Annotated in this window: 18 protein-coding genes; 4 read left to right on the forward strand and 14 right to left on the reverse strand. The window is 33.0% G+C overall.

Features of this window, described 5'->3' with window-relative positions; all coding sequences use genetic code 11:
- Positions 1–13: 13 nt before the first annotated feature.
- The 11 genes from VJY38_RS12670 to VJY38_RS12720 form a co-directional block, all read right to left on the reverse strand.
- Entirely contained in the window at positions 14–2,167 is a 2,154-nt protein-coding gene (locus VJY38_RS12670; RefSeq protein ID WP_353681089.1) for a Periplasmic ligand-binding sensor domain-containing protein, read from the reverse strand.
- A gap of 232 nt (positions 2,168–2,399) precedes the next feature.
- On the reverse strand, positions 2,400–4,694 hold the full coding sequence (locus VJY38_RS12675) for a T9SS type A sorting domain-containing protein (protein ID WP_353681090.1): 2,295 nt from the start codon (positions 4,692–4,694) through the stop codon (positions 2,400–2,402).
- A 61-nt stretch (positions 4,695–4,755) separates the two neighbouring features.
- Entirely contained in the window at positions 4,756–5,742 is a 987-nt protein-coding gene (locus VJY38_RS12680) for a TolB family protein (RefSeq protein WP_353681091.1), read from the reverse strand.
- A 1,161-nt stretch (positions 5,743–6,903) separates the two neighbouring features.
- Entirely contained in the window at positions 6,904–7,896 is a 993-nt protein-coding gene (locus VJY38_RS12685) for a TolB family protein (RefSeq protein ID WP_353681092.1), read from the reverse strand.
- Between the two features lie 333 nt (positions 7,897–8,229).
- On the reverse strand, positions 8,230–8,847 hold the full coding sequence (locus VJY38_RS12690; RefSeq protein WP_353681093.1) for a T9SS type A sorting domain-containing protein: 618 nt from the start codon (positions 8,845–8,847) through the stop codon (positions 8,230–8,232).
- Positions 8,848–9,198: 351 nt separating this feature from the next.
- Entirely contained in the window at positions 9,199–9,855 is a 657-nt protein-coding gene (locus VJY38_RS12695) for an HAD family acid phosphatase (RefSeq protein WP_353681094.1), read from the reverse strand.
- Between the two features lie 24 nt (positions 9,856–9,879).
- Positions 9,880–11,244 carry an ATP-dependent protease ATPase subunit HslU gene (gene hslU, locus VJY38_RS12700; protein ID WP_353681095.1) on the reverse strand — a complete coding sequence of 455 codons (1,365 nt, stop codon included), beginning with the start codon at positions 11,242–11,244 and terminating at the stop codon, positions 9,880–9,882.
- A gap of 17 nt (positions 11,245–11,261) precedes the next feature.
- Positions 11,262–11,795 carry an ATP-dependent protease subunit HslV gene (gene hslV, locus VJY38_RS12705; RefSeq protein WP_353681096.1) on the reverse strand — a complete coding sequence of 178 codons (534 nt, stop codon included), beginning with the start codon at positions 11,793–11,795 and terminating at the stop codon, positions 11,262–11,264.
- Positions 11,792–12,427 carry a methyltransferase family protein gene (locus VJY38_RS12710; protein WP_353681097.1) on the reverse strand — a complete coding sequence of 212 codons (636 nt, stop codon included), beginning with the start codon at positions 12,425–12,427 and terminating at the stop codon, positions 11,792–11,794. Before VJY38_RS12710 ends, hslV begins: the two co-directional genes overlap by 4 nt.
- Positions 12,424–13,932: an RNA polymerase factor sigma-54 gene (rpoN, locus tag VJY38_RS12715; RefSeq protein ID WP_353681098.1), complete on the reverse strand. Its 1,509-nt coding sequence runs from the start codon at positions 13,930–13,932 to the stop codon at positions 12,424–12,426. The genes VJY38_RS12710 and rpoN overlap by 4 nt, the downstream gene beginning before the upstream one ends.
- Entirely contained in the window at positions 13,899–14,462 is a 564-nt protein-coding gene (locus VJY38_RS12720; RefSeq protein ID WP_353681099.1) for a DUF3109 family protein, read from the reverse strand. The genes rpoN and VJY38_RS12720 overlap by 34 nt, the downstream gene beginning before the upstream one ends.
- A 141-nt stretch (positions 14,463–14,603) precedes the next feature.
- Between VJY38_RS12720 and VJY38_RS12725 the strand changes: the two genes are divergently transcribed.
- From VJY38_RS12725 to VJY38_RS12740, 4 genes are all read left to right on the forward strand, one after another.
- Positions 14,604–15,368, forward strand: a complete 765-nt coding sequence (locus VJY38_RS12725) for an SDR family NAD(P)-dependent oxidoreductase (RefSeq protein WP_353681100.1) — start codon at positions 14,604–14,606, stop codon at positions 15,366–15,368.
- A gap of 6 nt (positions 15,369–15,374) precedes the next feature.
- Positions 15,375–16,622, forward strand: coding sequence for a lipase family protein (locus VJY38_RS12730; protein WP_353681101.1), 1,248 nt, complete (start codon positions 15,375–15,377; stop codon positions 16,620–16,622).
- 14 nt (positions 16,623–16,636) lie between these two features.
- Positions 16,637–17,278, forward strand: a complete 642-nt coding sequence (locus VJY38_RS12735; protein ID WP_353681102.1) for a SagB/ThcOx family dehydrogenase — start codon at positions 16,637–16,639, stop codon at positions 17,276–17,278.
- A gap of 87 nt (positions 17,279–17,365) precedes the next feature.
- Positions 17,366–18,709: a uridine kinase family protein gene (locus tag VJY38_RS12740; protein ID WP_353681103.1), complete on the forward strand. Its 1,344-nt coding sequence runs from the start codon at positions 17,366–17,368 to the stop codon at positions 18,707–18,709.
- Between the two features lie 51 nt (positions 18,710–18,760).
- Here the strand turns inward: VJY38_RS12740 and VJY38_RS12745 are convergent, their stop codons facing one another.
- From VJY38_RS12745 to VJY38_RS12755, 3 genes are read right to left on the reverse strand one after another with little or no spacing between them, the layout of a single operon-like run.
- Complete coding sequence (locus tag VJY38_RS12745) at positions 18,761–21,865, reverse strand: efflux RND transporter permease subunit (RefSeq protein ID WP_353681104.1); 3,105 nt, start codon at positions 21,863–21,865, stop codon at positions 18,761–18,763.
- 9 nt (positions 21,866–21,874) lie between these two features.
- Complete coding sequence (locus VJY38_RS12750; protein ID WP_353681105.1) at positions 21,875–22,975, reverse strand: efflux RND transporter periplasmic adaptor subunit; 1,101 nt, start codon at positions 22,973–22,975, stop codon at positions 21,875–21,877.
- Positions 22,976–22,988: 13 nt separating this feature from the next.
- Positions 22,989–24,326 (reverse strand): TolC family protein, encoded by a 1,338-nt coding sequence (locus VJY38_RS12755; protein WP_353681106.1) that lies wholly within the window; start codon positions 24,324–24,326, stop codon positions 22,989–22,991.
- Positions 24,327–24,339: the final 13 nt, after the last annotated feature.

Below are 24,339 nucleotides of genomic sequence, written 5' to 3' on the forward strand. Positions count from 1 at the left end.
ATCTCTGGTAATATCACTTCATTAACACCATCTTTTTTGATTCAATAAATTTATTAGTTGATAAAACATAAAAGTAAATTCCACTTGGTAAATCAGCAGCATCAAATCTAAACTGGTGTCTTCCAGCTTGAAGTTCATTTGAAATAATTGTTCTTAACTTTCTCCCCAATACATCATATAACTCAAGCTTAACATCAGAATTTTCTGCGAGTTCAAATTCAATTATTGTACTTGAGTTAAATGGATTAGGATAATTTTGATATAGTGAAAATTTCTTAGGTATAGGATTTTCTTCTTTCTCATTAATATCAAGTATCACTCCACCCTCACAATAAACCGCAAGACCTCCTCCATCTGTCCCAATCCATTTGTTACCCTGCCTATCTATTGCAATCGCATAAACATAATTACTTGGCAGACCTGAATTTGACGTGTTGTAAACTCTCCAATTTACACCGTCAAACTTTGCTAATCCTCTATCATATGTCCCAATCCACATGTTCTCCTGTCCATCTATCGCTATCGTACGAACATCATTATTTGGCAAACCTGAATTTGAAGTATTGTAAACAGTCCAATTTGCCCCATCAAACTTAGCTAAACCTGCTCCCCATGTCCCAATCCATTTGTTACCTTGAGAATCTATTACCAATGCTAAAACTACATTACCTGGCAAACCTGAATTTGAAGTATTGTAAACAATCCAATTTACTCCATCAAACTTTGCAAGACCTCCTCCAGTCCCAATCCATTTATTACCCTGGAAATCTATCGATATTGCTAAAACATCATTATCTGGCAGACCTGAATTTGACGTGTTGTAAACTCTCCAATTTAAACCGTCAAACTTTGCTAATCCTCCTCCACTTGTTCCAACCCACTTGTTCTCCTGTCCATCTATCGCTATCGCACGAACTTCATTATTTGGTAAACCTGAATTTGATGTTTTATAAACAATCCAATTTACTCCATCAAACTTTGCAAGACCTCCTCCTGTCCCAATCCATTTGTTACCCTGGGAATCTATCGATATTGTACGAACATCATTATCCGGCAGACCTGAATTTGTAGTATTGTAAACAGTCCAATTTACTCCATCAAACATCGCAAGACCTCCTCCTGTCCCAACCCATTTATTTCCCTGCGCATCTATTGATATGGCAAGAACATTATTATCTGGCAGACCTGTATTATAAACAGTCCAGTTTCCACTATCAAACTTTGTGAGTCCCCCTCCTGTCCCAATCCATTTGTTTCCTTGTAAATCTATTGATATCACACGAACGTTATTATTTGATAAACCCGAATTTGAAGTGTTGTAAATAGTCCAGTTTACACCGTCAAAATTCGCTAATCCTCCTCTCCATGTCCCGATCCATTTGTTACCCTGTAAATCTATTGATATGGCAAGAACATTATTATCTGGCAGACCTGAATTTGATGTGTTATAAACAGTCCAATTTGCTCCATCAAACTTTGCAAGTCCCTCAAGTGTCCCAATCCATTTGTTTCCTTGTGAGTCTATTGATATTGCACGAACATCGTTATCCGGCAGATCTGAATTTGATTTGTTATAAATAGTCCAGTTTACACCATCAAACTTCGCAAGTCCCCCTCCTGTCCCAATCCATTTGTTTCCTTGTAAATCTATTGATATTGCCCAAACCCAATTATCTGGAAGACCTGAATTTGATGTGTTATAAACAGTCCAATTTACTCCATCAAACTTTGCAAGTCCCTCAAGTGTCCCAATCCATTTGTTTCCTTGTAAATCTATTGATATTGCCCAAACCCAATTATCTGGAAGACCTGAATTTGACGCGTTGTAAACAGTCCAATTTATTCCATCAAACTTTGCTAATCCACCCCCTCCAGTCCCAATCCATTTATTCCCCTGCTCATCTATTGATATGGCAAGAACATTATTATTTGGCAGACCTGAATTCGATCTGTTATAGTTAATCTTCTCGCCTGTTAGCATATTCAACTTAATAAGTCCACCGTTTGTCCCTACCCAAATGTAATCAGCTTCAATTACAAGTGCTTGAATATAATTTACAGCTGTGAAATTAATCCATTCCGGATTTGTTTGAGGAAATGATACATCCTTTGCAAGAATTAACAACCAAATCAATGCCAAAGATAACAATTGTAAAAATTTTTTCATCGTAACTCCCCTCCTTTTTCAATTTACCTCATTCATATTAAAATTAACTTTGCCCTTGCCAAGAACAATGAAAAACTCTCAATCCAGCATTTAACACCTTAAAAGTATTTTATACGCAATTTACAAATTGCCTACCTCACCAACGCCATCTTCTTTATACCAACATACCTACCATTCAAACTAACCCTGTAAAAATAAACACCACTTAAAAAACCAACTACATCCCTACAGCTTATTTTGCTAACACCATCTTAATTGTCTGAACAAATGGCTTTCCTTCATTTGATGTAACATAAATTCTTGCAAAGTAAATTCCGCTTGGTAAATTTGATGCATCAAACGTTACATCATAGAAACCAGCAGGTTTTACCTCATTCACAAGAGTTTCAACTTCCCGACCAAGCACATCAAAAATAGAAAGTCTAACAAAACCATCAGTTGGCAATTCATAACTTATCGTAGCAGAAGGATTAAATGGGTTTGGATAACTTCTTATAGAAAATTCAACAGGAAGAAGTTTAGCAACTTGAACCCCTTGATCACTCTGCAATTTAGGCACAGGCTCACCTTCACCAACATTAACATAAAGTATATTTGATGTTACGCTGATATTTGTAGCACCGGTCACAACACATTTGAGTTCAAAGTCAAGTCCAGCTGGATTACTTGTGCTCACTGTTGGGCTGTTCGTCCCAATCGGATACCAAGTATTCACAAGAGGTCTATTCGGCGATATGGGAGAGGACAGTGTTGCTGTGGCATATGAACCACCATCTCCAACATCCAACTTCTCCCATTGATAGGAATAAGGAGGAATACCACCTGAAGCCGTCGCCGTATAAGTCCCCAGCTGATTGCCATTAAGATATGTTGGACCAGATATGGAAACAACTAAAGCTGGTATAGTGATCCCATGCCCGGCAAATGCTTGATAAATTTGAGAAGTATGAGAGTGGTTGTAGTAATTATTGTCCACCACAAAGACATTGTACTCAAAATCGCTAATTGTGCGAGCATGTGGCGTAACTTGCAGCGCCTTGAAAAAAAGGTTGTCTGCGATACTTTGACCTACTGATTGACGAAGATCCCAGCAAGCACTACCAATCACCTGACCGTTCCAATGAGCTCCGCGGGTTGAATCCCATGTGTAATTATTATTAAGATTTCTATTAACCCCAACATCTTCAGCTTGATTAGGATCATTATTTTTTGTACAAGCAAAGTAATCTGCCAAGCCTTCGTCCATAGCACTGGCTTGGGTAAAATATTCATTTGGATCTCCAATCCAGCCACCATAAATATGATAAATAACATTATGTGTGTACTCGTGATAGATAACATCACTTGAGCGTGCCCATTGCTGTCCATCTTGAATCCCGAATAAAATATCTGTGCCATTAGCAGCACCATTTGTATACTCTCCACAATTAATGTACGCACCTATCTGATAATCCATACCAGTATAATTAAACGTATTCTTGAAATAATCATGCATCACTGAAGCATGCCATCTTAAATTTGTTCCATCTGTTGTACCCCAATCGTGATTTACTACTGCCGGCGGTGTATACGGTCCCTTTGCTTGAGCAATCGGCCCTCTAGGATTTGCTGAAGAATCACGCACTTGAACCCACTCGTTCTCTAATGGGAACTGGATAAAGTACCACGTATAGGCAAAGGATCCTGTTGAGTAATTTCCATTTTCGTTACTGTCACCCTCCCAGACTACCTGTCCAAGATTATTCCACACCTTTATGTGCGTGGTCTTGAAGCTTGCCTGTACAGGTGTGTCGTACTTGTGAACAGGCCAATAACTCCCTGTAACCTGACCGCTAAAGCCACCTTCCCTAATATTATTTTTTTGTTCAACTATTTCTCCATTCCTCGCATCAACAAAGTAAATAATTTCTTGTAATGGATAAGCACGAAATAAAGTAATTTCCCATGTTAAGTAAAAAAATGTTGTATCCTTTTCCTCTTTCGGATAAATTATAAGCTCGCATCCTTTCTCCGTTACAGTTGAATCAAATCCAAATGCTCGTTTGGCTATTTCTTCAGCTTTAGATTTTGTTACTTTTGGAGTTGTTGAAATGGTGGAGATATTCTGATATGCATCTGCACCAAGTGCAACTATATCGCCACTTTGATTAACCGTGTAACCAATTTCGTTCCCATAATCCGGCACACCATTTATAGACTGATCGTAAGAAATAAACCACATTTTGCCGTCTGTTTCCGCTTTTCTTAATTTCAGTTGGGCTGGATCTATCCTGAGGATTCCTGCGTAATCTGAAAAGAATTTTTTTGATAAGGTTTCAACACTCATTAAGTTGAGATCTGACCACTGAAAACCATAACTTTTGATGTTTGGCAATTCTCCATAAACACGATGAGTAGAACCTGTTTGTTGATTTACCTGCAACAGCAACTTATTACCGTTCTTGTCCTGAATCGGTATAAGTTGCTGTGAGAACACTGCCGAGACAGTAGTTAAAGCAAGCAATATAACAAGTATTTTGCACTTCATTGTTTTTCACTTACTTTATTTTTTACTATAAAAAGAAAAAGCTTTGTTTCAATGCAGAGTATCACCTCCTTCGCCAACTTACAGCCTCTACTTCTGCGAAATTAACCGGAGTAATCTTTGTTAAACCACCGCCGTCTCGTCTGACCATGAAGATATCTCCAGAAGAGTTGAATAATATTCTCTGATTATCGCTTGACCAAGCAACCGGGTAGTTAAATGTATTATTCGTTGTTCTAAGAACTCTTGCATTATTCCCATCTCCATCAGAAATGAAAAGATCATGTCTAACCCCACTCCATGAAGTAAGAACTATATACGCTTGATTTGGACTCCACAATCCATGACCACTTGTCACAGTATCAACAGAAATTTGTTTCTTCATTTCACCCCGAGTTGAAAGGATAGCAACAAATTTGCGGGACCCTGGCTTTGACCAATTAATTATATCACATAAAAATGATTGCCCATCTGGCGACCAATCAGTGATAGTTTCATTCACTGAGATAGTGGTTGTTACCCTCTTTTCATTTGTTCCATCTATATTAATTGTAAAGATATCCCGGTTAGCAATTGCTTCAGGAACCATCAACCTTGAATATGCAATTTGCTTTCCATCAGTTGACCAAACTGGATGAAGTGCCCCCGCGTAAGTCAATTTCCCATAAACAGGATCATCTACATAAACATATTGCTGAGTTAATTGATACCTGTTTCTCCCATAAGCATCCATAATGAAAATTGCATAACGATAGAATGGATAAGTAGATTCATCTCCAACCAGAGAAACAACTGCTATCTTCTTCCCATCTGGAGACCAGCTCGCATCAAGTATTGGAAAGTTTGGATCATTCGTCAACTGTTGAACATTTGAACCATCCTCGTTCATGCTGTAAAGTTGATATGAACCACTCTTATCGGAAATAAATAGAATTGAACCAGCCTCAACAGAAAATCCACCATCTGAAACAGGGTTATCTTTACACCCAACAAAAATTAACAAACTAAGTAAAATCACTTGTGAAACCCTGATGAAATTTTGAATGGACATAACTTTTCAACTCCCTACTTTGAAAAGTTTTATCTTAGAATAGATTCCTAAGTAAGTGGACGCTTATAACCCCCATCTGCGTTTATAACCCATACCGTTCCATTTTTTGTGGATTTCAAAATTCATCCGAAATCCTTCCCTCTTTTTCCCAACAACAGGAGATTCAACTAAAATTAAAAAAAATTTTCATCTTGTATATATTCCCGGCATCTGAAAACGCTATCCAATTTACATCAGGTGACCAAGCAGGCTCAAAATCTACAAGCATAAAATCAAAATCTATCGGAATCTTAGGTGACTCATATGGTTTAGTCTCCATCTCACACGAAATGAAAAATATTGAAAATATAAAAATTAAGGCTATTACATATCTCATCGTTTTGAAAATAATTTTTATTTTTAAACTTTAATCATATGTTCAAATAGTCCATCCATTGCCTCCTAAAAAACCTCGTGTAATCTTCAAAAGATACTAAAAACAATTCTTCACTAACAACATTTTTGCTTAGCCACTGATGTTAAAGTTCAAATTGCAAAGTCGCAAATATCGGGCAATACTGCTGGGACAAGTCAAATGTTAAAGAGAACATCTCCTTAAATAAAATATTAAATCTGAAACTAATGGGAACATCAACTCCAAATCTTACGGAAGCAAATGCTTTTGAAAAGGTCTTACCCGATGACCGATAAACATAAGTCGATGTCTTCCGTGAGTCCTGTTCCCACCATGTAGTGACGAGAATTTTCCCAACCTGCGTAAGCTGAATCCCACTCTGAATTATATTAAATGATTTTATAAAATAACCAGATCTAAGTAATCGAACACCAACAGATGCTTCGTAAATGTGAGAATCATCACCAGTTATGTTTCTGTGAAAACCAAACATAAATAAAATAGATAATTCTGGCTATCGTCCGTTATATTCAAAACAACTATAACTTACACTTGCCGATAATTGGATATCTTGTGAAACAGCATTATGAGATTGAACTGCTTACACCCCAATCGTTCTTCCAATAAGTTGCTGTGAGAACACTGCGGAGACAGTAATTAAAGCAAGCAATATAGCAAGTATTTTGCGCTTCATTGTTTTTCACCTACTTTATTTTTTACCATAAAAAGAAAAAAGCTTTGTTTTTAATATTCATCTCACAAAGGCATCACCTCCTTCGCCAACTTACAGGAGAAAGAACCTTAGATTCAAAAGGAGTGATATCTTTGAGGTCACTCCCATCTGAATTTAAAATCAAAACTCTATTCGATACACTAACCAGAATAGAGGAATCATCAGGTGACCAGCAAACAACCCAATAAGTTCGAGCTGTGCCTTTAGTAATGTTTTTAATCGCACCACTATCCAAATCTTCTACAAACATGCTATCCTGATGAGCTAAGGAAGCAGGATAAAAATCCACCACGTATGCAACCTTATCACCTTTTGATGAATATGCCATACACTTGAAGCCCAGACTGTCACCTTCCCAAGTTCTTAAAACATTACCATCGGGGGTATACATAAGAATCTTTGAATATGGAGTCCAGGGCATTGCTGATGCTAATATCGCCTGATTTTTCCCTCCCCAATCCCATATCCTCTCAAAAAAATTAATAGTTGAAGTAATTCTCAGTTCATTAGATCCATCAATATTTATTACGAAAATATCCCGGTTACCAATTGCTTCAGGAACCATCAACCTTGAATATGCTATCTGCTTTCCATCAGGTGACCAAACTGGATGAAGTGCCCCCGCGTAAGTCAATTTCCCATAAACAGGATCATCTACATAAACATATTGCTGAGTTAATTGATACCTGTTTCTCCCATAAGCATCCATAATGAAAATTGCATAACGATAGAATGGATAAGTAGATTCATCTCCAACCAGAGAAACAACTGCTATCTTCTTCCCATCTGGAGACCAGCTCGCATCAAGTATTGGAAAGTTTGGATCATTCGTCAACTGTTGAACATTTGAACCATCCTCGTTCATGCTGTAAAGTTGATATGAACCACTCTTATCGGAAATAAATAGAATTGGACCAGTCTCAACAGAAAATCCATCATCTGAAACAGGGTTATCTTTACACCCAACAAAAATTAACAAACCAAGTAAAATCACTTGTGAAACCCTGATGAAATTTTGAATGGACATAACTTTTCAACTCCCTACTTTGAAAAGTTTTATCTTGGAATAGATCCCTAAGTAAGTGGACGCTTATAACCCCCATCTGCGTTTATAACCCATACCGTTCCATTTTTGTGGATTTCAAAATTCATCCGAAATCCTTCCCTCTATTTCCCAACAACAGGAGATTCAACTAAAATTTTTAAAAAAATTTTCATTTTGTCAATTCCCCCATCTAACACACCTAACTTAAACTTTATTCCACCAAAGCTATTTTTCAACACCAACAAACCGTCTGCTTCAATATTTTATACTTCCTGTTAAATTATCCCCCTCTCTATTTATAGAGAGGGGGGTGGGTTACTTCACCAACACCATCTTCTTTACACTTGAAAACTTATTTGTCAACAAAACATAAAAATATACCCCACTCGACAAATCCCCACCATCAAACTTTACACGATACCTCCCAACCTCTAATCTCTCATCAAGAATTGTTTTAACCTTCCTCCCCAAAATATCATAAACCTCAAGCTTGACATTTGTAATCTCAGGTATATCAAACTCAATTACAGTCGCAGGATTAAACGGATTAGGATAATTTTGATATAGTGAAAATTTCTTAGATACAGGATTTTCTTCTTTCTCATTAACATCAAGTATCACTCCACCCTCACGATATACTGCAAGACCACCACCTGTACCAATCCATTTGTTCCCCTCTGAATCTATGGCTATTGCATAAACCCAATTATCTGGCAGACCTGAATTTGTTTTAATATAATAAACTTTCTCACCTGTAAACATATTTACATTAAATAAACCTCCAGTTGTCCCAACCCAGATGTAATCACCTTCAAATGCAAGTGCATTAATATAATGCCCCGCATTGAAATTAACCCACTCAGGATTTTGAGAAAATGAAAAATTAATTGCTAAAAGAATGAAAAAAATCGTTGATAATATTTTTCTTGTCATTGTTCCCCTCAGGTAGTTATACTCTTAAAATAAAGATTAATCTTCTCTATTTCAATTAATCTTTGTTTTATATTACATATAAATCTTAAGACTAAACAAGAGTTAAATTTTATTTAATCAACAACACCTTTTTTAATTTCAGAAAATTATTATCTTTTTATTTGTAATAAATTCTTGAAGGCAGTTTATCAACATTAAATTCTAAAGTATAAGTAACAGCTACAGAAGCATAATTTAGAAGTGTTGTAACTTTATAATTTTATCAATTGATTAAAATTGTGCTGGAAAGATTTGAACCAAAGTAGGTTATGTAATAAATAGTTTCTCATCTATTGTTAATATTTGATGTAATTAATCAATTAAATACAAATAGTTTGGCAATTTAATTTTATAGCCAGAATTTCCACCGACAAGGTCGCTCCATTGATCGCCAATATTAGCAATAATTTCATAACCTTTTTTAACAAGTTCTTCTCTCTTAAGAGCTTTAAACTCAGCTGCTGGAATATTGCGTTCTTCTTTTTTTCTTGCAATGAGTGTATCAAACTTTGTATAACCCTGTTCAATTAAATTCCTGATTGTAGCATCTCTTTCTTCTTCATATCTTCCTGTAATAAATATAACTCGAATATTCCTTGATATCAAATAATCATAAAATCGTTTTGTCTGTGGTATTGATCTTGCTTTACCTTCATTGATCCAATTATTCCATAAATCCATTCTAAATCCAAAACCAATAGATTTAATATATTCATAATTCGAAAGAGCAGTTTCATCTATATCAAAAACTACTGATGATTTTTCATTTGTTTTTATTTTTTCGATATGCTTAATTGCTTTATCAATAATTTTAGAGCACTCATAATCAAAAAGTCCCGATTCATAATAATTCTGAACAGCATTTTTAGCAGCGTCAAGATTAATTATTTTAATGGCGGGATCTAAAGAAGTGCAAGAAGAAAATAAAAAAAGAATAATGAATAAAGAATATATTCTCAAAAGCTGCATAATAATCAGGTTCCAGAATTCTGATTAAAGTATATATTTACTCAAATCTCTATTCTTAACTATCTTCTCTAATTTTTGATTTACCATCTCTCCAGTAATTTTTATTACTGAATCTGGCATTTTATCAGGAACATCAAACAATATATCTTCAAGTAATGTTGTAAGGATAGTATGTAATCTTCTTGCCCCAATATTTTCAACCTGTTCATTTACAAGAGCTGCTGTTCTGGCAATTTCTTTTATTGCATCATCTGTAAATTCTATTTGTACACCTTCTGTTTGTAAAAGTGCTGCATATTGTTTAAGCAAAGCATTTTCTGGTAGTGTAAGAATTTTTATAAAATCTTCTTCTGTCAAACTTTTTAGTTCAACACGAATGGGAAATCTTCCTTGAAGTTCTGGAATTAAATCCGAAGGTTTTGAAACATGAAATGCACCTGAAGCAATAAACAAAATATGCTCGGTTTTAACAGGTCCATATTTTGTATTAACTGTAGAACCTTCAACTATTGGTAGTAAATCTCTTTGAACTCCTTCTCTCGAAACATCAGGTCCATGTGTACTTTTATTACCAGCAATTTTATCAATTTCATCTATGAAGACAATGCCAGATTCCTGTACTCTTTGAATTGCTTCTTTCTGAACAGCTTCCATATCAATTAATTTTTCTGCTTCTTCCTGAGCAAGAATTTGTCGAGCTTCTCTTATAGTAGTTTTTCTTTTTTTCTTTTTCTTTGGAATCATACTGCTTAACATATCCTGAAGATTCATTGTAATATCATCCATTCCCATAGGTCCCAAAACCTGCATACCAAAAGCAGGAGTGGATACATCAAATTCAATCATACGATCATCAAGTTCTCCTTTACGAAGTTTTTCTCTCATCCATTCTCTTGTTTTTTCATTTCTAATTTCTTCACTTTCTCCATCTTCATCAGGGACTTTAGTTGTTTTTTTAACAGGAGGAATTAGATAATCGAGAATTTTTTCTTCGGCAAGACGTTCTGCTTTTTCTTTTACTTCAAGAGTTTTTTCGGAACGAACCATATTTACAGCAATTTCTGTTAAATCTCGTATCATCGATTCAACATCTCTACCTACATATCCAACTTCTGTATATTTTGATGCTTCAACTTTTATAAATGGGGCACCTGCAAGTTTAGCAAGTCGTCTCGCAATTTCTGTTTTTCCTACACCAGTAGGTCCAATAAGTATAATATTATTGGGCATAATTTCTTCTTTAATACTTTCTTCAACTTTTTGACGACGCCATCTATTTCTTAAAGCGATTGCAACAGCTCTTTTTGCTTCGGTTTGCCCAATTATATACTTATCCAATTCTTTAACTATTTGAGAAGGCGTTAGCTGTTTCATTAAATTATCGTTCATAAATTTTCTCCAAAACTTTATTCAATTACTTCAATTGTTATTCTATCATTTGTATAAATACAAATGTCTGCTGCTGTTTTTAATGACTCTTCTACAATTTCTTTAGCCGAGAGGTTGCTATATTTTTTAAGCATTTTTGCTGCTGCAAGTGCATACATACCACCGCTCCCTATTGCAACAATATTATCTTCTGGTTCAATAACATCTCCATTGCCAGATACTATAAAAGCTTTATCCTGTGTTATTACTGCCAGCATTGCTTCCAGTCTTCTTAAATATTTATCTGTTCTCCAATCTTTTGCCAGTTCTACAACTGCTCTACTTACATTGCCACTAAAAGCTTCAAGTTTTTCTTCAAATCTTTCAAGAAGAGTAAATGCATCGGCTGTTGAACCAGCAAAGCCACATAAAACTTTTCCATTTAGTAATTTTCTGATTTTTGTTGAGTTATGTTTCATTACAGTGTTTCCAAGTGTAACCTGACCATCACCACCTAATGCAGCTTTTCCATCTTTTATTACACCAATAATTGTTGTTGAGCGAACTTTCATCTATTACTCCATTTATTTATAAATATTTTGTAAGGAATTAATCTGGGAACTCTCTTTTGATATTCTGAATACATCATACCAAATTTTTGAACTAATTTCTTTTCTTCAAAAAGAGATCCAATATAAAAATAAATTACAACACAAATGAAAGTAACAAAATAAAATAAATCCATTATCGGTCTAAATCCTAAAAACAATATTGAAAATAAATAAACTGGATGACGTACAAATTTGTATGCTCCTTCTACTCTGAAATTGTAAATTGCATCACCATCATCAAGTTTATATTCTCCTTTAATATATCGCATAAGTTGTGCAATGCCTGAAAATTCTTTCAAATCAGTTCCTTTAAGCGACCACAGTAATCCAATAAAGGAAATTATTTGCAATACAAAAGTAATAATATCGAAGGGATAATGTAAGTCGTAAATTATTACATCGGGTTTAGGAGCTAAAAATAAAAATGCAAGAAATAAGATTATTGATGTAAGATTATAGAATAATCGATAAAAAGCAATTTTTTCACCAATATTTTTTATAAGTCTTTCTTTAATTTTATTGGATGCTAAAAAAGAATGTGTAAAAGCAAATAAAGAAAATAAAAGAACAATTAAAAATGTATCAACAATCATAATTTTTTGCGTAGCCGTGCAATGGGTATTTTTAGTTGTTCTCGATACTTAGCAACAGTTCTTCTTGCAATATGAATTCCTTTCTCCTGAAGTATACTTGCAATTTTATCATCACTGTATGGATTATCTTTTGGTTCGTTTTCACATATTTCTTTTATTAATTCTTTAATATGTTTATTAGAAATTTCATCTCCGCTATCTGTAGATAAACCTTCGCTGAAGAAATATTTTAATTCGTGTATGCCCTGTGGACTTTGAACATATTTACCATTTACAACTCGACTAATGGTTGAAATATCCATTCCAATTTCGTCTGCAATATCTTTATAAATCATAGGCTTAAGATATTTTGGACCATTTTCAAAAAATTCATATTGTTTTTCGAGTATCGATTGCATTATCTTCAAAAGAGTATTTCTTCGTTGTTGTAAAGATGCAATAAACCATTTTGCCGATTCAAATTTTTCTCGTAAAAATTTATGAGTTTCTTTTTCTCGTTCGGAGATTTTTCTTTTTCTTTTTTTAGATTCAAGCATTTCAAGATATGTTTTACTAATAGTAACAGACGGGACACTTTTATCGTTCAGTGTTACAATATAATTATCATCTACTTTCTCAATAATAAAGTCTGGAGTTATTTGATTAACTTCTTCGGCATCTATATTTCCTTCGCCAGGTTTGGGATTTAACTTTTGAATAATACTAATTGCTGTTTTAAGTGTTTCTTTCGATAGATTCAAATTCTTCTGAATATTATCATATCTTTTATTTACAAAATCATCAAAATGATTTTCAAGAATTTTTTCTGCTATGTAAGAGTAATATGGATCAAAAGAAGAATTTCTAATTTGAACAAGTAAACATTCCTGTAGATTTCTTGCTCCAAGTCCAGGTGGATCGAGTGTTTGAATTAATTTTAGAACTTTTTCTGCTTTTTTAAGATCGACATCGATTTGTTCAAATAATTTCAGGTCATTCACAAATTTTTCTAAATCTTCTTTAAAGTAACCATCTTTATCAAGTGCACCAATAATATTTTCACCAAGTATCATTTCTTCTTCGGTTAAATCGAGCATATGTAACTGCTCGATTAAACTATCTCTTAAAGATCTTCTTTGTTGTGCAATAGGATAAAATTTTTCTTCGTCTTGACTTCTATTTAATCTATCAAATTCATACTCATACTCAGTATCGTTCATAAAATCTTCTATATCAAATTCATCTTCTCTGTTATTATAATTTTCTTCTTCTTCATCGAGCGTAATATCTTCCTGTCCATCGCTTTCTTCTTCGAGCTGATCGAGAGATAATTCTTCTTCAGTTGTTTCTTCGAGTATTGGATTCAGCTCGAGTTCAGTTTTAATTCTCTGTTCTAAAGCCAGTGTATTTAATTGAAGTAATTTTTGATATTGAATTTGCTGAGGCGAAAGTTTTTGTTGTAATGCTATTTTTTGTTGTAACGATAACATAACTATCCCACCACCTTTTTTATTTTCAAAACCCATTCTTTTCCGAATGCTCTTTCGAGTGCTTTTTTGCAAAAGTCAAAAATTGTTGTAGAAGTTTTTTCTCCTTTTTCCAGAGCTGGCAGGCATTCGGAATATTTCTCGTATCTTAAAATTTGTCCCCCAAAATTTGAAACTCTAATCGGGAATAAGTGACAGGATATTGGTTTTATAAAATCTATTTTACCATCATTATATGCTTTTTCAATTGAACATTTTGCAATATCTCCTTCATAAGTCACAAATACACAGGCTCTGTTGTTTACACTTCTGGTCATTATTTCATCATAAGCTCGAAACCAGAAACCATTTTTTTCAATTTCCTTTTTATGTTCTTCAGGTAAATACTCTTCAATTACTGGGAGATATTTATTAATTATTTCCACTTCATCTTCTTTCAAAGGTGCACCATAACGACTCTCCATCGTACAGCACGCTCCTTTACACTTAGCTAAATCGCACGTGAAATTTGTTTCCCAGATTTCTGAATTTACCATAATATTTTCAACTTCGATAAAATCTATATCCATATTCTTAAATTACTTTTTCAAAAGATACAAATTTTTTTGTTCTCTCTTTAAAAAATATAGAAAAAATCAACTTCTTAATGCAACTGCAAATTAGTGTAATTCAAAAGTAAACAATAAATTTACATTAAAAATTTTGGGGCTATGGATTTTATAAATAAAACAATCTTACTAACAGGGGCTTCTTCTGGCATTGGAAAAGCACTTGCAGAAAAGTTATCCAGAGAAAAATGCAAATTAATTTTATGTTCTCGAAGAGTTGATATACTTGAAAACTTCAAGAATACAAATCAAACAATAGCTGAAATATTTCCATTTAAATGTGATGTAAGCAATAAAGAAGAAGTTAAAAACACTTATGAAAAAATTAAAAATGAAATCGGGATGCTCGATATTGCTATATTAAATGCTGGTGTTGGTCATAGAATGAAAGTTGAAAATTTTGATTCTAAACTTGCCGAAGAAACCTTTGGAGTAAATATTTTTGGTTTGATTTACTGGATTGAAAATATAATTCCAGATTTTATTAAAAACCGAAGTGGTATAATTGCAGGAGTTTCAAGTCTTGCCGATAATCGTGGTTACTCAGGGAGTGGATTTTATTGTGCAAGTAAATCTGCTGCCACAATTTTTCTTGAAGGATTGAGAGTTGAATTAAAACCTTACGGAGTAAAAGTAATTACAATAAAACCTGGTTTTGTAAAAACTCCAATGACAGACAAAAACGAATTTAAAATGCCATTTTTGATGTCACCTGAAAAAGCTGCTGATATTATTTTATCTGGATTAAGAAAAGAAAAAAGGATAATTCAATTTCCTTTGCCAACAGTAATTTCTTCTCGATTAATTGGCTGCTTACCATCTTTCTTATATGAATTTATGATGACACTTTATGACAAAAAGAAATAAATAGCTATGAAAAAATTTTTGAAAACAATTTTATCAGTTATTTTACTTCTCATATTAATCTCCTGTGAATATGATTTTCCGATAGAACCAATTTATTATCAAAGAGCAGAATTAATAAGTTCAGAATTCAAAACTACTGTTGATGCTAACCATTTAAAATCTCTTTTCAGTGAATTTAAAATAGATGATGAATTAAAAAATAAACTAATATATGATGTTGATGTTTACAAAATTATTTATACAACATTGAATCATAAAGGAGAAATAGTAAAAGCATCAGGTGCATTATTTGTTCCAAAAGGAGTGGATTATTTACCTTTACTCAGTATTCAACACGGAACACAAACAAAAAGAATTAATGTTGGTTCGATTAATCCATATTATTCACTCGAAGGATTTGTAGGTGCATCGCTTGGATATTATACTGTTGTACCAGATTATCTTGGACTTGGAGAATCAAAAATGATTCATCCTTATCATCACGCAAAAACCTCTGCATATGCAGTTATCGATTTTATAAGGGCGGCAAGAAATTTTAGCATCAATAACAAAATAAAATTAAATGGTCAGGTATTTTTAATTGGTTATTCAGAAGGTGGCTATGTAACAATGGCAGCTCAAAGAGAAATCGAAAAAAATTATTATAATGAAATTAAAATTACTGCTTCTGCTCCAATGGCTGGAGCATACGATTTATATTTAACATCTCAAATAATTCTAAATAATAAAATTTATGAACAACCTTCTTTTCTGGCTTATCTTATAGTTGCCTATAATGATATTTATGAATGGAATAAAATAGACGAAATTTTTAATTCACCATATGCCGAAAAAGTAGTATCACTTTTTGATGGTTCTAAAACCACATCCGAAATTAATTCTGAACTTACCAGTGATTTAAAAAAATTGTTTAAACAGAAATTTATTAATGATTTTCTAAATGGAACTGAAATAGAATTTACAAAAGCACTGAAGGAAAATAGCTTAATTAATTTTGTACCAATTTCTCCAACAAAATTATATCATGGCGATGCAGATGAATATGTTCCTTATGAAAATTCTCTAAAAGCAATAGAATATTTTAATTCGCACGGAGCTAATGTTGAATTAATTACAATCAAAAATGGAACTCATATAAGTTCTGGTATTCCATCAATCATAAATGCTATTGACTGGTTTGAGAGTCTAAAAGCTAAATTTATTGCCTCTTCTAAAGTAGTATCGAATGTTCAAGGAAGTTACTTATATAAATAAAACTGGAGGCAACAATGAAAAAGATATTTTTATCAATCCTTATTCTATTCTTTTTGATCAATATTTCATTTGCTCAGGATACAGATGTTATTAAATTACCAGCACCTCAAATGGAGATTGGAAAACCTTTAATGCAGGCATTAAAACTCAGAGCATCAACACGAAGTTTTGATACCACAAAATTATCGCTTCAGCATTTATCGAATTTACTATGGGCAGCATATGGAATTAATCGTCCAGAAAGTGGAAAAAGAACAGTTCCATCTGCAATGAACTGGCAGGAATATGACGTTTATGTAGTTTTGTCCAAAGGTGCATATTTATATGATGCAAAAGAAAATGTATTAAAACTAATTACAAAAGGAGATATAAGAGAATATTGTGGAGTACAGGATTTTGTAAAAACCGCTCCTCTTAATTTAGTTTACGTTGCAAATTTTTCAAGAGTAACTCGTGTAAATGAAGAAGATAAACTATTATTTGTAGCTGCTGATTGCGGATTCATAGCACAAAATGTTTATTTATATTGTGCTTCAGAAGGACTTGCATGTGTAGTGAGAGGTATGATTAATAAAGAAAAACTTCCTGAAGCATTGAAACTAAATTCAAATCAAAAAATAATTTTAGCACAAACTGTTGGTTATCCAAAGAATTAATGAAATGAAATCAACGATCAATAATATTGACTTTAGAACATCTGTATTAATTAGTATTTTTGAGTAAGATAAAAAGATGGTTTGTATATGGGGAAGTTCAAATATGTAATTAAAAGAAGTGGTGCAATAGTTCCATTCAATCCAGATAGAATAGCAAATGTTATATACAGAGCGGCCGTTGCTGTTGGCGGAAGAGATAAAGAAAGGGCAGAACAATTAGCCAAACAAGTTGTTGCCATGCTCGAAGAAAAATATGAAGAAGGTTATAAGCCGCATGTTGAAGAAATCCAGGATATGGTTGAAAAAGTACTTATTGAAAATGGTCATGCAAAAGTAGCTAAAGAATTTATACTTTATCGAGAAGAAGCTGCTCGTAGAAGGCGTGCTGATTCCAAACATCTTTCAAAACCATCTGAATTTATTCCATGGGCAAAAGTATGGAATTCACTCGACTGGGCAGTATCTCATAATCTTCATACAGTTGAATCTTTAAATCAAAGAATACGTAACGGAGAGTTTCCTCATATTGTTCATGAATCTGAATCTGCATATGAAACTCAACTCGATACAGCTGCTGAATTAATTAAAGAAAGAAGTAAAGAACTAAAGATGGTTTTTGTTAGTGGTCCTTCTTCATCTGGAAAAACAACCACCACACTTAAACTTGAACAAAGGCTTAATAAAATGGGAATGAAGTTCGTTCCTTTAATTGTTGATAATTACTTTTTTGATCTTGAACTTCATCCAAAAGATGAATTTGGTGATTATGATTTTGAAACTCCACAAGCTCTTGATTTAGAAATGATAAATGACCACTTAAAAAAACTTGCAAATGGAGAAGAAGTAAAAATACCTTATTACGATTTTAAGGAAGGAAAAAGATATTTAGATAGAACTCCTTTAAAAATTGAAAAAGATGAAGTATTGTTAATCGATAGTCTGCATGGATTATATCCAGAATTCAGTAAAGAAATTCCAGCTGAACAAAAATTCAAGCTTTATCTTGAACCTTTACTTCAAATGAAAATGCCAGATGGAAAATATATTAGATGGACAGATTTAAGAATGATTCGTCGTATGTTGCGAGATTCTGTTCATCGTGCATACAATCCAGAACAAACATTATTACACTGGCATTATGTTCGTTCATCTGAAAAAAGAAATATTTTACCATATTGTAATACTGCAGATTATATTATAAATACTTCAATGTCATACGAAGTTGCACTTTATCGACCCAAGCTTTTAGATAGTTTTCGAGAATGGGAAAAGAAATATCAGGGGGATCCACTAAGAGAAGATGCATACGAAAGAGCATCGAGAGTAAGAAAAATGCTCGAAGCAGTTGAACCCGTAGAAGACGATTCTCCAATTCCTGGCGACTCCGTTCTACGTGAGTTTATTGGTGGAAGTACTTTAAAGTATCATTAATATAAAATAAGAGATGCGCGAAGTTTTATAATGCGCATCTCCTTTTTACAACTATTCGATTTTCAAATTTCTTTTCTTTAAAAAGCTTTTTACTTTTTCTCCTGCATGTTCAAAAACAATGTAAAGAATTGGAATAACAATTAATGTAAGTAAAGTTGTTGTTGTTAATCCACCAATTACAGCTTTGGCAAGAGGCGACCATGTCTCTGAACCTGTACCTATACCAATTGCAAGAGGAACCATACCAAGTATAGTTGTTAATGCAGTCATTAAAACTGGTCTTATTCTGGCTCTACAACCAAATTCAACTGCTTCATACAATTCCATCCCTTTTCTTCTCTGTTGATTTATATAATCCACAAGCACAATCCCATTATTAACTGCAATACCAACCAGCATCACAACTCCTACAAGAGCCATTACACTTATTGTTGTTCCTGTGATTGCAAGAAAGATAAACACACCAATAATTGAAAGTGGAACTGTAAACATAATTATTAATGGATCTACTAAAGATTCGAATTGAGAAGCCATTATCATATAAACCAGAATTACTGCTGCTATAAATGCAAGTCCAAGATAAAAGAATGCTTCCTGTTGATCTTCTGCTGTACCACCAATAATTACCTGATATTCTGATGGAATAGGAGTTTCTGCAATAATTCTTTTAATTTCACTTACAGCTTTTGATAAATCAATTCCAGACAGGTTACATCCAACAGATACAAATCTACTCTGATTTTCTCTAAAAATTGTAGGACTAGATTGTTCTTCTCGAATTTCTGCTATGTCTTTTAATTTAATTCTTCCACCAGCTGGTAGAGCAATCTCGAGTTCTTCTAAAGCAGCTTTTGATTTTCTATATTCTCTTGCAAATTGAACATAAATATCATACTCATCACCTTTCTCACGATATTGAGATGCTACTTTGCCCTGAACTGCAGTAGAAATATTCATTGCCACCTGAAGTGTTGATAAATTATAATGATTGAGTAAATCTTTATTAAGATGAACTTGAATTTCGGGAGTTGTTTCTTTTGTGTTTAATGATATATCAACCAGTCCATTTACATTTTCCATTTTTGATTTTAATTCGTTAGCAATTGCTTTTGCACCATCAATATCAAATCCAAAAACTTTTACTTCTATAGCCTTTTCTGTTGTGAATGAACCACCTTCCTGAAATGTATAAGTAATTCCGGGAATTTCATCAAACTTTTTTCTTAATCTATCCTGAATTTCAAATTGCGATACACTTCTTTTTTCTTTTGGAATTAATTTAACAAATAATTCAATTGTACTTGAAGTTGTACCATAAGCACCAATTCCTTCACGTGTACCATAAAAAATTGAAACTGATTCTAAAATATCTTTGTCTATAACTTCTTTAATAATATCTTCAATTTTATATGCATATAATCTTGTCTTTTCAATAGGAGTTCCTGCTGGCGATTCTAACATTACATTAATAAAACCTTCATCTGTTCTTGGAAGAAATTCACCACCTAAAAAAGCTGCAAGTCCAAGAGATAAAATAAAAAGTACTGTTACAGAAATTAATATTATTTTTTTATGATAAAGTGACCAGTGTAAAATTTTACTGTATCTATCAGTAAGTTTTATTAACCATTCACCTATTGCATCTTTAATTCTGGTAAAACGAGTATTTTTCTTTACATAATCGAACTTTAAGATATTTGCAGACATCATTGGTACAAGAGTTAATGCAACAAGAAGTGAAACAGCTAAACTGAAAGTTATTGTCAAAACCATATCTTTAAATAATTGACCTGTGATATTAGGAACAAACAAAACTGGTACAAATACAACTATTGTTGTAAACGTAGAAGCAGTTATAGCCATTCCAACTTCGGTAGCTCCAATATCGGCAGCATCAAATTTATTTTCGCCAAGTTCACGATGCCTGTAAATATTTTCCAGAACAACAATTGAATTATCCACAAGCATTCCTACTGCCAGTGCAAGTCCTGCCATTGAAATAATATTCAAAGTAACATTTGCTAAGAACATTACAGCAAATGTTGCAATGATTGATATGGGAATTGAAATTCCCATAATTATACTTCCACGTAAATTTCTTAAGAAGAAATAAATAACAAAAAATGAAAGAAAGAATGCGATAATTGCAGTATCTCTTAAGTTTGTAATTGATCTCATAATAAAATCTGCCTGATCCCAGAGAACACTCATTTTTGTTCCCTGCGGTAGTCTTGATATAATATCGGGAATTGCCTGATTAATTCTTCGACTTGTAAGAACTGTATTTGCATCTGATTGTTTGAAAATCATTATCATTACACCTTCGCCAAAGTCAGCTCGAACTTCGTTTGCATTTTCTTTGTATCCATCTTCAACTTCTGCAACATCTTTAACATAAACAGGCAAACCATTTTTATAAGTAATAATTGTATTTTTTATTTGGTCGAGAGATGTATATTCACTGAATACTCTTAGATTATAACTTTTATCTGTTGTCTCAATTGTACCTGATGGTAAAAGTCCACTTCCATATTGAATAGCTTGAGAAACATCATTAGGAGAAATATCATAAGAAGCCAATAAAATTGGATTGATGTTTACATTAATTTGTCTTTGTAATCCGCCCATAGTTTGAACAGAAGCAACACCTTCAACTCTTTCGAGTAGTGGTTCAATTTTTTCTTCGGATAATTTTCTTAATTCTGCAGGTCCCAGGTAAGGAGAACTAATGCTTATATAACTAATAGGCATCATTGATGGATCAAATACAAAAACCATTGGTTGAGATGCATCTTCTGGCAAATAATCTCGTATGTAATCCAGATTTTTTCGAATATCATTTTCTGCCACCTGCATATTCGTACCATATTTAAACTCAAGCGTAACAATTGAAGAGCCTTTAAAGGATTGTGAAGTAACTCTTTCAATGTTTTTTACTGAAGATACTGCTTCTTCAATAGGTCTGGTTATTAAATTTTCAATATCTTCCGGTCCAACTCCAGGATAATTAGTTATTACACCTGCAATTGGAAAAGTAATATCCGGGAAAAAATCTATTTTCAGTTGTGAAAAAGAGAACAAGCTGAATAAGATTATTACACCATAAATCATTAAAAGAGTTATCTGACGTTTAAGAGAAAATTTTGTAAGTATCATAGTCAATCCTTATTCAATTACTTTAACTTTTTGATCTTCTTTAACGATGTTTTGACCAACTACAATTATTGTATCACCAAAATTTAATCCATCTGTTATTTCAATTTTACCATCACTGAAAATTCCTGTTTTAACTTCTTTTAATTTTGCTTTTCCGTTCTGAACAGTAAAGATAAAATATTTTTTTACCGGGCTTTGCATTCCTGTCTCTTTATCAATTTTTACTTCTGTTTGAGTGAGTAAAGCAATTTCAGGAACAACAACACTATTAGGATGATTTTCAATTTCGATGAGAAATTCTCCAAACATTCCGGATCTCAATCTTGAATCGTTTGTAGGAATAGAAATTTCTACTTCTAAAGATTTTGATAATCGATCAAGTGCGGTATTCATTTTTTCTACTCTACCATAAAATTCTTCTCCGGGAATAGTCGGGAATTTAATAACAACCTTTTGACCAATCTTTACATATTGAATATCTTTGCCAGTTATATAAGCCTTTGCTTTCATCTTTGAAGGTGAAACCACCTGAGCCGCAGGTTGACCAATATTTATCATCTGATTTTCTTCTACAAAAATTGCAGCTACAGTTCCATCAAAAGGAGCTTTAATAAAACAATTTTCATATTGCTCTTTCGCCTGTTCATAAGATGCTTTTGCCTGATTGAGTGCTTGCTCGGCAGTTTCTTTTGTTGTTTTGACCTGATCAAATTGTTGTTGACTTATCGCCTTTTGTTCATAAAGTTTAAGCATCCTCTCATATTCTTGAATAGCCAATTTTGCTTGAAGTTCTGCTGTCTTTAATGCAGAATTTGCGATTTCAAGTCCCTGTCTTTGCAAATCATTTTTTTGTTGAATTATAATCTGATTTTTATTTACTCTTTGACCTGGTCTAATGAAAATTTTTTCTACTCGTTCTGCAGTCTTACTATAAACAATCACATCTTCTTCTGCAGTAATTGTTCCTGTTACTTTTACATATCTCGAAATTGACTCACTTCTTACTTTATAGATTTTTACAGGAACTATTTTTTCTACATTTTCATTTGATTGCTTTGAACAACCAATCATCAAAGCTATAATCAAAAAAAGAATTATTTTCCTTTGCATTTTTTCCTCTTAATTATTTCCAGATTTTATCTAAAAGACCAATTGATTTTAGTAATGCCAGTTGACTTACATTATAATTATAAATTCCCTGCAAGTAGTCACTTTTACTTTTGGTATAAAGTAATTGTGCATTTAAAACATCAAGCTGACTGCTCATTCCCTGTGAATAAAGCAGATTAGAGATACGAAGACTTTCTTTATATTGCTCAAGTGCATCTTTCAAACTCTGTAAATTTTTAGATGCTTCATTAAAGCTATAATAACTCTGTTCAATTTCTAAATCAGCAGCATATTGAGCTTGATTTAAGTACAAATTCATTTGATCAGATTTAATCTTAGCAATTTGATAATCAATGATTCTTTTACCTCCATCAAACAATTGCCAGGATAAAGATAAAGTCAATGATTTTGAACGGATATAATCGTTCCAGGTAACTTTTGTATTTTCCATTGGAGCTGCATAATCCAGACTTGCCATAATAGCTACTGTTGGTGCAAAACTACTGAGTGCAATTTTCTCACCTGCTTTAGTTGTTTCTTGCTGATATTTCAATGCTTTTAAGTCATTTCTTTTTTCTTTTGAAATTGCTTTTAATTCATCCAGAGAGATATTTTCATATTCATTTAGAAAATCTTGTTTATCGAGACTATCTATAACAACAAGAGAATCTTCGAGTGGAATATTAAGTAGCATCTTCAATCTCTGCATCGATAATTTTTTATTCGATAAAGCAGATTCATAAACAGGCAAGGTTGATGAATATTGAGCTTTGGCACGTTGCAAATCAAGTTCGGTTGCTGTGCCTGCATTATAAAATTTTTTTACCTGTTCTAAATTTTGTTTTGCAACTTTAATTGCTTCTTCTGCTGTTTTACACATTTCATTTGCAAGTATAATTGCATAATAAGCCTGCATTGCATTAAGCACAGTCTCTTCTTCTTTTCCTTCTAATTCCTCTTTCAAAGATTTTCTAATATTATTTTGAATATTATAATTAAACCATCTTGCACCACCTGTAAACAATGGGAGCGATAAATTAAATGAGTGTTGAAAATTATATGGTGTTCCAACAACAAATCTCTGTCCCATAAAAACAAATACAGGAAGTTCTATGTTTTTCTGAGCAATGCCCTGATATGACAGAGAAGGAAGAAAATTCGATAGAGATTTCCAGGTTTCAAAATTTTGAATTTCATAATCGAGCGACTTTGATTTAAGCGAGAGATTTTCTTTTAATGAAATATCAATAACATTTTTCCAGGATAAATAAATTATACGTTTTTCTTTCTGTGCATAAATTATCGAAGTAAAAATAAAAACAAACAATAAGAGCTTTTTACTGTAATTCATATTTATTCCTCTC

It is taken from the genome of Rosettibacter firmus, from assembly GCF_036860695.1.
Classification (GTDB): domain Bacteria; phylum Bacteroidota; class Ignavibacteria; order Ignavibacteriales; family Melioribacteraceae; genus Rosettibacter; species Rosettibacter firmus.

What these genes read in the sequence shown, in the direction of transcription:
- VJY38_RS12670 (WP_353681089.1), bottom strand. Translation starts at nt 2,167, where the DNA reads ATGAAAAAATTTTTACAATTGTTATCTTTGGCATTGATTTGGTTGTTA.
- VJY38_RS12675 (WP_353681090.1), bottom strand. Translation starts at nt 4,694, where the DNA reads ATGAAGTGCAAAATACTTGTTATATTGCTTGCTTTAACTACTGTCTCG.
- VJY38_RS12680 (WP_353681091.1), bottom strand. Translation starts at nt 5,742, where the DNA reads ATGTCCATTCAAAATTTCATCAGGGTTTCACAAGTGATTTTACTTAGT.
- VJY38_RS12685 (WP_353681092.1), bottom strand. Translation starts at nt 7,896, where the DNA reads ATGTCCATTCAAAATTTCATCAGGGTTTCACAAGTGATTTTACTTGGT.
- VJY38_RS12690 (WP_353681093.1), bottom strand. Translation starts at nt 8,847, where the DNA reads ATGACAAGAAAAATATTATCAACGATTTTTTTCATTCTTTTAGCAATT.
- VJY38_RS12695 (WP_353681094.1), bottom strand. Translation starts at nt 9,855, where the DNA reads ATGCAGCTTTTGAGAATATATTCTTTATTCATTATTCTTTTTTTATTT.
- hslU (WP_353681095.1), bottom strand. Translation starts at nt 11,244, where the DNA reads ATGAACGATAATTTAATGAAACAGCTAACGCCTTCTCAAATAGTTAAA.
- hslV (WP_353681096.1), bottom strand. Translation starts at nt 11,795, where the DNA reads ATGAAAGTTCGCTCAACAACAATTATTGGTGTAATAAAAGATGGAAAA.
- VJY38_RS12710 (WP_353681097.1), bottom strand. Translation starts at nt 12,427, where the DNA reads ATGATTGTTGATACATTTTTAATTGTTCTTTTATTTTCTTTATTTGCT.
- rpoN (WP_353681098.1), bottom strand. Translation starts at nt 13,932, where the DNA reads ATGGGTTTTGAAAATAAAAAAGGTGGTGGGATAGTTATGTTATCGTTA.
- VJY38_RS12720 (WP_353681099.1), bottom strand. Translation starts at nt 14,462, where the DNA reads ATGGATATAGATTTTATCGAAGTTGAAAATATTATGGTAAATTCAGAA.
- VJY38_RS12725 (WP_353681100.1), top strand. Translation starts at nt 14,604, where the DNA reads ATGGATTTTATAAATAAAACAATCTTACTAACAGGGGCTTCTTCTGGC.
- VJY38_RS12730 (WP_353681101.1), top strand. Translation starts at nt 15,375, where the DNA reads ATGAAAAAATTTTTGAAAACAATTTTATCAGTTATTTTACTTCTCATA.
- VJY38_RS12735 (WP_353681102.1), top strand. Translation starts at nt 16,637, where the DNA reads ATGAAAAAGATATTTTTATCAATCCTTATTCTATTCTTTTTGATCAAT.
- VJY38_RS12740 (WP_353681103.1), top strand. Translation starts at nt 17,366, where the DNA reads ATGGGGAAGTTCAAATATGTAATTAAAAGAAGTGGTGCAATAGTTCCA.
- VJY38_RS12745 (WP_353681104.1), bottom strand. Translation starts at nt 21,865, where the DNA reads ATGATACTTACAAAATTTTCTCTTAAACGTCAGATAACTCTTTTAATG.
- VJY38_RS12750 (WP_353681105.1), bottom strand. Translation starts at nt 22,975, where the DNA reads ATGCAAAGGAAAATAATTCTTTTTTTGATTATAGCTTTGATGATTGGT.
- VJY38_RS12755 (WP_353681106.1), bottom strand. Translation starts at nt 24,326, where the DNA reads ATGAATTACAGTAAAAAGCTCTTATTGTTTGTTTTTATTTTTACTTCG.